Origin of the sequence: Arthrobacter sp. NPDC056727 (genome assembly GCF_042790555.1) — a bacterium.
Lineage (GTDB): Bacteria > Actinomycetota > Actinomycetes > Actinomycetales > Micrococcaceae > Arthrobacter.
In genome coordinates, this window is the sequence record NZ_JBHTZA010000014.1 from 139,107 (window position 1) to 149,530 (window position 10,424).

The following is a 10,424-nucleotide window of genomic DNA, read 5'->3' on the forward strand; positions in this document are numbered from 1 at the left end:
CCGGGGACGCCCTCTTTTGCTGTGGCCCTACGAGAGCCGGAACGCCGGATCCGCCGGCAGGTCGAAGGCACGGTCCCGCGGTTCGGGGGTGGGTGCTGCAGCGAAGCTGAACCCGAGGCCCGGCAGGTCCGCGCTGTAGAGGCGGCTGTCGCGGATCCGGACCGGCGACGGGCCGGCCAGGATGCCCAGCTGCTCGAAGGAGGCGTCCTCCACGTCCTCCACGCTCACGGCCTCGGCAAGGGTCAGGGCGAGCTGCCCGGACAGCTCGGGCAGCAGGTGCGGCGCCACCCGGATGCTGTTGGCCCGGGCCAGCTCAACGATGCGCCGGAACGGCGTGATGCCGCCCACCCGGATGATGTTGGGCTGGATGATGTCCACCGCCTCCGCCTCGATGAAGTCCCGGAAACGGTAGATGGTGTGGACGTTCTCGCCCAGGGCGATGGGCACCGGCGATTGCTTCCGCAGGCGGCGGTAGGCCGAAAGGTCGTCGGCGCGCAGCGGTTCCTCCAGCCAGTCAAGGCCGAACTGGCCCAGCACCTCCAACGCGCGGAGGGCAGCGGGCAGGTCCCAGCGCTGGTTCGCGTCGATCATCAGCCGGCGGTCCGGGCCAAGCACGGACCGGACCGCGGCCACGCGTTCGGCGTCCTCGGCCACATCCGGCTTGCCCACCTTGATCTTCACGGCCTGGTGGCCGGCGGCCACCCACCGTTCGGTCTGCGCCACCAGCTCGTCCAGGGTGTAGTGCAGGTTCACGCCGGAGCCGTAGACCTCCACCGATTCCTGCCGCTGGCCCAGCAGCCCGGCCAAGGACGCCCCCGCGCTGCGCGCTGCCAGGTCCCAGAGGGCGAGGTCGACGCCGGCCATCGCGATGGTGGTCAGCCCGCCGCCGCCCGCCTCATGCAGGCGCTTCCAGAGCTGGTCCCACACCACGTCCGGATTCGCGTCCAGTCCGGTAATGAACGGGGCGATGTCGTGATCCAGCAGGGCCTTGACCGCCTGCGGTCCAATGGTGGGCGTCCAGGAAAAACCGTGCCCCGCGCCGCCGTCGTCCGTAAAAAGGCTGGTGGCGATGACGTGGTTCTCCGGGGCGTCCGCTCCCCAGCTGCGCCGCAGCGGCACCGTGATCAGGCGCGTGTGCAGCCCGGTGATCCTGGCCGTCATCAGCGGCCTGCCAGCTCGTGGCCCTTGGCCAGGATCGCCTTGAGCTCCACGAGCTGGTCCTCCGTGGGGTCAACCAGCGGGGGCCGGACCGGACCGACCGCCAGTCCGTTGAGGCGCAGCCCGGCCTTGATGAGGGAGACGCCGAAGCCCGGCGTCTGGTCCCGGAGGCGCACCAGGGGCGCGTAGAAACCGTCGAGCAGTGCCTGCCGGCGGTCCTCGTCGCCGCCGGCGTAGGCGTCATAGTAGGCGGTGGCGATTTCCGGTGCCATGGCGAACGCGGCCGAGGAATACAGGGGGATGCCCAGTCCGCGGTAGGCGCCCTGCGTCAGTTCGGCGGTCAGCAGCCCGTTGAAGAGCAGGAAGTCCTCACGGCCGCTGGCTTTGACGGCGGAGACGATCTCCTGGGCCAGTCCGACGTCGCCGATGCCGTCCTTGAAGCCGATCACATTGGGGTTGCCGGCGAGCTGCGCGATGGCCTTTGCAGTGAATTTGGCCGTGCCGCGGTGGTACACGATCACCGGAAGGCTGCTGGCACCGGCCACCGCCTCGACGTAGGCCACCACACCGTCGGTTGGCCCGCTGACCAGGTACGGCGGCAGGACCAGCAGGGCGTCGGCACCCGCTTCCTCCGCCACGCGGGCAGCGGCAAGCGCGTGGCCCAGGGGGCCACCGGCGCCGGCGATGACCGGCACCTGGCCGTGGACGGTTTCGACGGCGGCGGTCACCACAGTGCGCACCTCGTCGATGCTCAGCGCATGGAATTCGCCGGTTCCGCAGGCCGGGAACACACCGCCGGGACGGTGCTCCAGGCGCGAGGCGATGTGTTCCTTCAGGACCTCAACGTCCACTGCGCCGTCGGGGCCGAAGGGGGTGACGGGAAAGAAGAGTACGCCGTCGAGTTTCATTTGGTCTCCTGTGATCCTGTGGCGGAAGATGCCGCGGCGGGTCCCGTGGCGGCGCCGACCAGGGCGTCCCCGGCGAGTTCGGTGCGCCAGGTGCGTTTGGGTTCCCAGCCGAGCAGCCGCTGGGCTTTGGCGATGGAAAAGGCGGGGCTGGTGCCGGAGAGTCCGGCGGCGAGCCCGGCGCTGCCTGGAACGAACCGGGGCAGCAGCGTGGCCAGCGGTTCGGTGGCCAGCGCGTCGGCGGCGCCCACGAAGAACGTCTCGCCGTTGGGGATGGTGTCCATGTTCCGCAGGAGCACATCCAGGAAGTCCGCCACGTCGCGGGCGTCCACGTAGTTGAAGAGGGCCGGTGCGGACAGCGCCGGGTCGGCGAGCCTTTCGCGGACGGTGTGCCCCTGCTGCGTGGGGGCGCCGTCCCATTCTTCCGGCGAGATGACGTAGCAGGGCCGGAAGGCCGCATAGCGGATGCGGCCGCCCTGGGCCGCGGCGAACATCTGCACCGTCTGTTCGGCGATCAGCTTGGACAGTGCGTAGGCGTTCCAGGGCCGCGGCGTGGTGTCCTCGTCCACCGGAAAAGACTCCGGCAGCCAGCCGGCGGGCGAGCCATAGCCCAGGACAGTGGGGCTGCTGGCCGTGACGATCTTGCCGATACCGAGTTCCGTGGCCGCACTGACCACCGCGAAGGCGAGACGGGTGTTCGTGCTGAAGATGACATCCTCGGGTGCGCTGAAAGGCACGGCAATAGCAGCAAGGTGGATGACGGCGTCGGGCGCTGTGCGTTCCAGGAGGCGGAACGCCTCACCCGGGGCCAGCAGGTCCGCGGTTTCCTGTTGGACGCCGGCCGGGAACGTGCCGGCCGGGACGGCGTCCCGGTCCGCCGAGACCACGTCGTGGCCCGCTTCGGCGAGGCCGGCGACCACGCTGCGGCCCAGGCGCCCGGCACCGCCGGTGACAAGAATTCTGCTCATGGGTGTTGTTTCCTGCTCTGGTCAGGCCCGGCCGCGGCGCAGTTCCACGCCCAGGCCAAGCTCGCTGATGCGGACGGGGAGTTCGGTTTCCAGCGACGCGTTGCCCGCGATCCCGACGGACACGGAGCGCAGCCCGTCCAGGTAGCCGGAGGGCCGTCCCAGCGGGTCCTCGGCCGGGCCGTTGAAGAGGTCCGAGAGCAGGAGGTTGTCGCCGCCGCCGTGGCCGCCCTCGCCGTTGACGATGGGCACCTCGTAGGCGGGCTCCCAGTGGCGTTGGACCACCAGGCGTTCCCCGTTGCGGCGGACGGCGTCGTCCTCCTCGACCGGCGTGGCGGAGGGGTCCACCACGGTTTTCTTGTCGGTGCTGTGGACGACGGCGGCACGTTCCACCACCTCCAGCTCGGCCCGTCCTTCAGTGCCGTTGACGGCGACCCGGTAGCCCTCCCACGGGCTGTGGGCGTTCAGCGAGTAGCTGAGCGTGGGACCTTTTTCATAGTCCACGGTGAGCGCCAGGTTGTCCTCGATGGTGATGCCCTCGGTGAAGACGTCCTGGTCCCGGTGGTAGCCGTCGAACTTCTCGTTGTCGTAGTACAGCCCGCGGAGCCGCTCGTCTTCGCGGAGGTCCAGGGCGAAGGGGTCCCGTGCTTCCGGGGCGCTGCCCTCTGTGGTGCCGCGTTCGGGGCGGGGGCCGAGGCCGCGCTCCGCGGCGTTCCTGGCGCCGTAGAACCGCAGCCCGCCGGACGCGTATACCCGCTCCGGCACGTCGTCGATCCACCAGTTCACCAGGTCGAAGTGGTGGGAGGCCTTGTGGATGAGCAGGCCGCCGGAGTTCTGCTTGTCACGGTGCCAGCGGCGGAAGTAGTCGGCGCCGTGGACGGTGTCCAGAACCCAGCTGAAGTCGATGGACGTGACCTTGCCGATCACCCCGTCCTGGATGACCTGCTTCAGCGCGCTGTTCCGGGGCGAGTAGCGGTAGTTGAAGGTGACCACAACGTTGCGGCCGGTGGCCGCAACGGCCGAGGTGATGCGGCGGCAGCCCTCGGCGTCGATGGTCAGCGGCTTTTCAACGACGACGTCGGCGCCGGCCTCGAGTGCCTCGACGATGTAGTCCGCGTGGGTGTAGTCGGGGGTGGTGACGATGACGCGGTCGATCGCGTTGGCCCTGATGTATTCGGTCAGGTTGCCGGGTTCGAAGGAGTCGGCCGGTGCCTCTGCGCCGAGTTCCTGGATGAGCCGCTGGTAGTACTCCACACGGCCCGGATTTGCGTCCGAGAGAGCCACCAGCCGGGCCACATCCGCATGCTGGCCGAGGATCGCGCGGATGTACATCTCCGAACGGCCGCCGGTGCCGATCAGCGCGATGCGGGCCCGCTTCGTTGCTGCGGCGGCCTCCGCTTCCTGCTGCCGGGCGGTGTCGACATTGACCATGGGTGGGCCCCTTTCCAAAGGCGGTAGGCGGGCCGCTTGACGCGCTGCCCACATGAAGGAAGAATCCTGAGAAAGCGTTTTCTCGAAACGTTATAAGCTTTGTATCAAGACACCGGCGAGCGCGTCAACCATCTTTCGAAAAGCCGAAAGTGGCGCTAAGGCGGGGTGTTGTTATGCGCCGCGGCAGCGAACGCGGCAAGGGACACGGAAGGAAGTTATGGCCAGGAGAACGGGCACCCGGCGCATCGGCATCGCGGACGTCGCCATCAAAGCCGGAGTCTCGCATGCCACCGTTTCCCGCGTCATGAACGGCAACTTCAGCGTGGACCCGGCCATTGCCCAGCGGGTGCGGGACGCCGCCGCGGAACTGAACTACCAGCCGAACCCCGTGGGCCGAAGCCTGGCCCTGGGCAAGACCGACACCATCGGCATCGTGGTGCCCGACCTCGCCAACCCCACATTCCAGGCCATACTCCGGGGGCTGAGCATGGCCGCAGCCCAGGACGGCTACCGCGTGCTGATCGCCGACTCCTCGGAGGTCTCCAGCGAGGAAGCGATTCTGGCCGGAGAGGCGCGGCGGCGCTGCGACGGGCTGGTGCTCTGCGCGCCGCGTATGGCTGACGCCGAACTCGAGGAACTGGCGCCGTCACTGCACCCCATGGTCCTGATCAACCGCAGCACCACGGAAACACGCGTGCCGAGCCTCGAGGTGGACTACAGCCAGGGCGTCCAGGAGCTTGCAGAGCATCTGGTGGACCTGGGACACACCAGCATCGCCTTCCTCGCCGGCCCCGCCCGAAGTGCCTCGAACCGGGCCCGCATGGCCGGGCTGGACAAGTTCCGGGCAGCCAATCCCGGCGTCGACCTCCTGATGCTCGAGGGCGGGTCCAGCTTCGAGACCGGCCATGAAGCGGTGGACGAGGTGCTGGCCAGCGGGGCCACGGGCGTCCTGGCCTTCAACGACCTCGTGGCCATGGGACTGCTCAGCGGACTTCACGAGCGCGGCGTCCGCGTCCCCGAGGACATCTCCGTCACCGGCTTCGACGACATCCCCTTCGCCAGGTACACCACCCCGCCGCTTACCACCGCGGCGGTGCCGATCACGGAACTCGGCGAACGGGCGTGGCACAGCCTGCGGGCCCTGATCCGCAACGCCGAGGCCCCGGACGAGGAGAGCACCTTCCAGCCGCGGCTTGAGATCCGCGGCAGCACCGGCCCCGCCGCCAAGTAGCTCCCCCGCCGCTGTGGAGTTTTTGTACAGATAATGGCCGCTAAAGGGCCTCTAAGTCGCGACAGGTGGACAAAAACTCCACGCCCTGTCGTTATGACTTGGCCGGCGCCAGGAGCACCTGGACGAGCTCCGTCAGGCCGCCGGCCATGTCCACCTTTTTGTCGTACAGCCACTGCAGCTGCAGGCCGTCGAAGGCGGCGATGACCAGCCGCGCGAGTGACTCCGCCCCGGCATCGGACCGGACCTCCCCCGCATCCTGGCGCCGGCCAATGTCGAGCGCCAGCTCCTCGACCAGCTGGGAATACCGGTCCTGGAAGTAGCCGTGGGAAGCGTGTCCGGGGTCGTTGGCCGTTGCCGACGCCACAGCGTAGAGCGTGGTAAGCCCCGGCTCCCGCCTGTTCCGCTCCGCCACGGACGCCAATACCGGCAGTCCGAACTCGGCCAGCCCGCCGATCTCCCTGCTGCGGCGGTCGCGCTCGGCGAGCACCGCCGTCAGGAGTTCCTGCTTGCCGCTGAAGTAGTGGAAGAGCGTGGCTTCCCTGACCCCCACGAGCTCGGCCACGCGCTTGAGGGCCGTCCCCTCGAAGCCTTCGGTGGCAAAGACATCCGTGGCGGTCTGGATGATCTGCTCGCGGCGTTCGGCGCCTTTGGCGTACTGCCCGCGGGGCTTTGATGGAGACATTTCGCCAGTTTATTTCACGGCCGCGATCCACCGGGCGAACGTCAATGCGAAAAAACCTAGTCACACTCGGTTTTTGGGGTTACGCTTTTCTCCGAGGCCCAACGGTGGGTCACTTTTCGTCAGGAGGCAATGTGGCCATCGAATCCCTATCCGAGGAGACCGCGGCTCCGTCCGTACTTTCCCCAACCGCAGGACCGTCCCTCAAGGCGCCACGGGCCTATGTCATCGGCATGCCCATCGCCAGCGCCGGGCTCTGGATGGCGCTGCTCGCGCCGGCCCTCGTGGTCCTCGCCATCAAGGTCTCCGAGATCACCACCCCGGAAACCCGGGCCGGAGCGCTGAGCCTCGTGGCCGGCGCCGGGGCCGTCATCGCCCTGCTGGCCAACCCGTTCTTCGGACGCCTGAGCGACCGCACCACGTCCCGGTTCGGCATGCGCAAACCGTGGATTGTCGGCGGCGCCCTGATCGGACTCGGAGCGCTCTTCTTCCTGGGCCTCGCCGCGGATGTGGCCGGCGTGCTGGCTGCCTGGGTGGTGGCGCAACTGGGATTCAACGCCGCGCTGGCCGCACTCGTCGCCACCCTCCCGGACCAGGCCGCCCCCGCCGAGCGCGGCCGCCTCTCCGGCCTCATCGGCATGACCCTGCCGGTCGGCCTGGTGGCCGCTGCGTACTTCGCGCAGCTCTTCGACAACGCCTTCCAGATGGCGGTGGTCCCCGGCGTCGTGGGGACCTCTCTGGCCATCGCCTTCGCCTTCACGTTCAAGGACCGCGTGCTCACCGAGCGGCCGGCGCCCCTTAACCTCAGGGAAATCCTGGGGTCCTTCTACTTCGACCCCCGTCTGCACCCCGGCCTCGGCTGGGCCTGGCTCACCAAGTTCATGGTCTACGTGGGCTACTGCGCCGGCCTGCTCTACCTGCCGTACTTCTTTGCCGACCAGCTCCATGTGGCCGAGGAGAGCATCGCCTCCCTGGTCTTCCAGGCCACCCTGGTCAGCTCGGCCGGAACCATGGTCACCAGCATCCTGGGCGGCTGGATCAGCGACCGGATCGGCAAGCGCAAGACCCTGGTCATCGCCTCCAGCCTCATCATCATGGCCGGCCTGATCGTCATCGCCATGAGCCCCGGCACGGACCAGGTCCTCGTGGGCCAGGCGATCGTGGGCCTCGGCCTGGGCTGCTTCGGCGCCGTCGACGTGGCGCTCATCGCCGACCTGCTGCCGAGCAACCAGACCGAGAATGCCAAAACTTTCGGGGTCTTCAACATCGCCCAGGCGCTCCCCCAGTCAATCGTGCCCGCTGTCGCTTTCCCGGTCATCGCCCTTGGCGGCTACCCCGCCCTCTTCCTCGGCGGAGCCGTCGTCGGCATCATCGGCGCCCTCCTCGTCACCCGCATCAAAGGAGTCAAGTAAATGAACCCCACCCTGTCCGCACACAAGACCGCCCAGGTGGACACCGGACTGCTGCCGGAGGAAGCCGAGGCGCGCCTGCGCGAACTGGCCGCAAGCCTCCCCTTGGAACAGCAGATCCAACTGCTGACCGGCGCCGACGTCTGGTCCACCCATGCCCTGCCGGAGATCGGCCTGAGCCGGATCGTGCTGTCCGACGGCCCTGCCGGTGTCCGGGGCGAAGACTTCGATGAGCGGCACGACTCAATCTCCCTGCCGTCGTCGTCCGCCCTTTCCGCCACCTGGAGCATGGACACCGCCCGCCGCTACGGCCAGGTGCTGGGCCAGGAGGCCCGCCGCAAGGGCGTCCACGCCGTCCTCGGCCCCACCATCAACCTGCACCGCTCCCCGCTGGGCGGCCGCCACTTCGAATGCATGAGCGAGGATCCGCGGCTCACCGCCACCCTGGCCGCCGGCTACGTTTCCGGCGTGCAGTCCATGGGCGTGGGCGCCACCCCCAAGCACTACCTCGCCAACGAGGCCGAAACCGACCGCTTCACCGCCGATTCCGTCGTCGACGAACGGCCGCTGCGCGAGCTCTACCTCGCCGCGTTCGAGGACGCCGTCACCGAGGCCCGGGCGTGGCTGGTCATGAGCTCCTACAACTCCATCAACGGCACCACGGCCAGCGAGAACACGCTCCTGGAAACCCCGCTGTCCACCGAATGGGGCTTCGACGGCGTCGTGGTCTCGGACTGGACCGGCGTCCGTTCGGTGGAGGCCGCCAACGCCCATCAGGACCTCGAAATGCCCGGACCGGTGGGCCACTGGGGCGCCAAGCTCCTCGCCGCCGTCGAGGACGGCCGCGTCAGCCGCGGCGCGATCCTGGAAAAGGTGACCCGCATCCTGCGCCTCGCCGCCAGGGTCGGCTCGCTGGCGGGCTTCGAACCCGCCGTCACCGATTTCCCTGCCGAGCTCGACGGCGCCCGGGTGGCCCGCGAAGTGGCAGTGCGCGGCGCGGTGCTGGTGCGCAACGACGGCGGCCTGCTCCCGCTCGACGCCAAGGCCCTCGGCAACGTAGCAGTCATCGGCCACAACGCAGAGGAAGCCCGCACCCAGGGCGGCGGCAGCGCCACCGTCATGCCCAAGTACACCGTCTCGCCGCTGGAGGGCCTGCGCAAGGCACTGCCCGACGACGTCACCGTCACCTACGCCCGCGGCGCCAAGGTGGCCGAGGGGCTGCAGCCGTTCGCCCGGAAGGCCCTGCGCAACCCGGTCAGCGGCGTGCCCGGCATGCGCGTCACCTTCCTGGCCGCCGACGGAACGGAGATCTCGGGTGAGGACCGGCTGGCTTCGCACCTGATCTGGTTCGGCGTCGGCATCCCCGAGGGCACGGCGGCCATCCGCATGCAGACCGAGTGGACAGCGGACACGGCCGGCGTCCGCTACCTGGGCGTGGGAACGGTGGGCCAGATCGCCCTCTCCATCGACGGGACCGTGGTCTTCACCGGGGAGCTGGAGGACGACACCGACGTCCTGGGCGCTGCCCTGTTCGACCCGCCCCAGACCATCCACGCCTTCGAGGCCGCCGCCGGCCAGCGGTTCGCCATCGACGCCCTGTACCAGCTGCCGCAGCAGCAGGAGATTCCGCTCACGGCCATCCTGCTCGGCGAGGAAGCCATCGTCGCCGACCCCCAGGCCGAGATCCGGGCGGCCGTCGAGACGGCGCGCACGGCCGATGTCGCCGTCGTCGTGGTGGGCACTAACGCCGCGATCGAATCCGAGGGCTTTGACCGCAAGGACCTGGACCTCCCCGGCCACCAGAACGAGCTGGTCGAGGCCGTGGCCGCGGTCAACCCGCGCACCGTCGTGGTGGTCAACTCCGGCTCACCCGTGCTCATGCCGTGGCTGGAGAAGGTCGGCTCGGTGCTGCTGGGCTGGTTCGGCGGACAGGAGTTCGGCACCGCCGTGGCGGACATCCTGCTCGGCAACGAAGAGCCCGGCGGCCGGCTGCCCACCACCTGGCCGGCGGCGCTCGAGGACGTTCCCGTCCTGAACACCACGCCCGTTGACGGCAAGGTGGTCTACAGCGAGGGCATCCACGTCGGCTACCGGGCCTGGCTCAAGCAGCAGGCCGCAGGCGGCGCCGCGCCGCTGCTGCCGTTCGGCTTCGGCCTCGGCTACACCACGTTCGACCTCGGCACCGCGCACGCGCCGCAGTCAGTTCCTGCCGGCCAGGACATCGCGGTGCACGTCCCCGTCCGGAACACCGGCACCCGCACCGGGCGCGAAGTGATCCAGGTCTATGTGTCCCGTGAGGACTCAGCGGTTGAGCGCCCGGTCCGCTGGCTGGCCGGCTACGCCGGAACGCACCTGGCAGCGGGCGGCACGGGCACGGTCGAGGTGCGGATCCCGGCCCGCGCCTTTGAACATTACGACGGCGGCTGGCAGGTCGAGCGCGGCTCCTTCCGCCTGCTGGTCGGGCGGCACGCGGCCGACGACTTCCAGACGCTGGAGGTCGAGGTCCGCTAAACCCCTTGGAGTTTTTGTCCAGATATCGCGGGTTAAACGCCGGCAAATTCAATGGGTGCGTGCAACGCGTGGGTTTATGCCGCTTGTAGCAGCTGGGTGAGTCGGTTGGCTGGGGTGTCTAGGTTGAGGGTTGGC

At 69.1% G+C, this 10,424-nt stretch carries 8 protein-coding genes; 3 read left to right on the forward strand and 5 right to left on the reverse strand.

From position 1 onward, the window contains the following. Positions 1–27 precede the first annotated feature (27 nt). From ACFRAH_RS15395 to ACFRAH_RS15410, 4 genes are read right to left on the reverse strand one after another with little or no spacing between them, the layout of a single operon-like run. Positions 28–1,161: a mandelate racemase/muconate lactonizing enzyme family protein gene (locus ACFRAH_RS15395; RefSeq protein ID WP_377991770.1), complete on the reverse strand. Its 1,134-nt coding sequence runs from the start codon at positions 1,159–1,161 to the stop codon at positions 28–30. Beyond that, on the reverse strand, positions 1,161–2,066 hold the full coding sequence (locus ACFRAH_RS15400; RefSeq protein WP_377991771.1) for a 5-dehydro-4-deoxyglucarate dehydratase: 906 nt from the start codon (positions 2,064–2,066) through the stop codon (positions 1,161–1,163). The genes ACFRAH_RS15395 and ACFRAH_RS15400 overlap by 1 nt, the downstream gene beginning before the upstream one ends. Beyond that, positions 2,063–3,031 (reverse strand): NAD-dependent epimerase/dehydratase family protein, encoded by a 969-nt coding sequence (locus ACFRAH_RS15405; RefSeq protein WP_377991772.1) that lies wholly within the window; start codon positions 3,029–3,031, stop codon positions 2,063–2,065. The genes ACFRAH_RS15400 and ACFRAH_RS15405 overlap by 4 nt, the downstream gene beginning before the upstream one ends. A 21-nt stretch (positions 3,032–3,052) precedes the next feature. Then, complete coding sequence (locus tag ACFRAH_RS15410; RefSeq protein WP_377991773.1) at positions 3,053–4,459, reverse strand: Gfo/Idh/MocA family protein; 1,407 nt, start codon at positions 4,457–4,459, stop codon at positions 3,053–3,055. A gap of 217 nt (positions 4,460–4,676) precedes the next feature. Between ACFRAH_RS15410 and ACFRAH_RS15415 the strand changes: the two genes are divergently transcribed. Beyond that, the gene (locus tag ACFRAH_RS15415) at positions 4,677–5,690 is read left to right on the forward strand and encodes a LacI family DNA-binding transcriptional regulator (RefSeq protein WP_377991774.1); all 1,014 of its coding nucleotides are present in this window, start codon (positions 4,677–4,679) and stop codon (positions 5,688–5,690) included. 91 nt (positions 5,691–5,781) lie between these two features. On the opposite strand, the gene ACFRAH_RS15420 is transcribed toward ACFRAH_RS15415, so the two are convergent. Continuing rightward, on the reverse strand, positions 5,782–6,372 hold the full coding sequence (locus ACFRAH_RS15420; RefSeq protein ID WP_377991775.1) for a TetR/AcrR family transcriptional regulator: 591 nt from the start codon (positions 6,370–6,372) through the stop codon (positions 5,782–5,784). 131 nt (positions 6,373–6,503) lie between these two features. Between ACFRAH_RS15420 and ACFRAH_RS15425 the strand changes: the two genes are divergently transcribed. Together ACFRAH_RS15425 and ACFRAH_RS15430 are read left to right on the forward strand one after the other, a co-directional pair. Continuing rightward, complete coding sequence (locus ACFRAH_RS15425; RefSeq protein ID WP_377991776.1) at positions 6,504–7,781, forward strand: MFS transporter; 1,278 nt, start codon at positions 6,504–6,506, stop codon at positions 7,779–7,781. Continuing rightward, positions 7,782–10,289: a beta-glucosidase gene (locus ACFRAH_RS15430; protein WP_377991777.1), complete on the forward strand. Its 2,508-nt coding sequence runs from the start codon at positions 7,782–7,784 to the stop codon at positions 10,287–10,289. Positions 10,290–10,424: the final 135 nt, after the last annotated feature.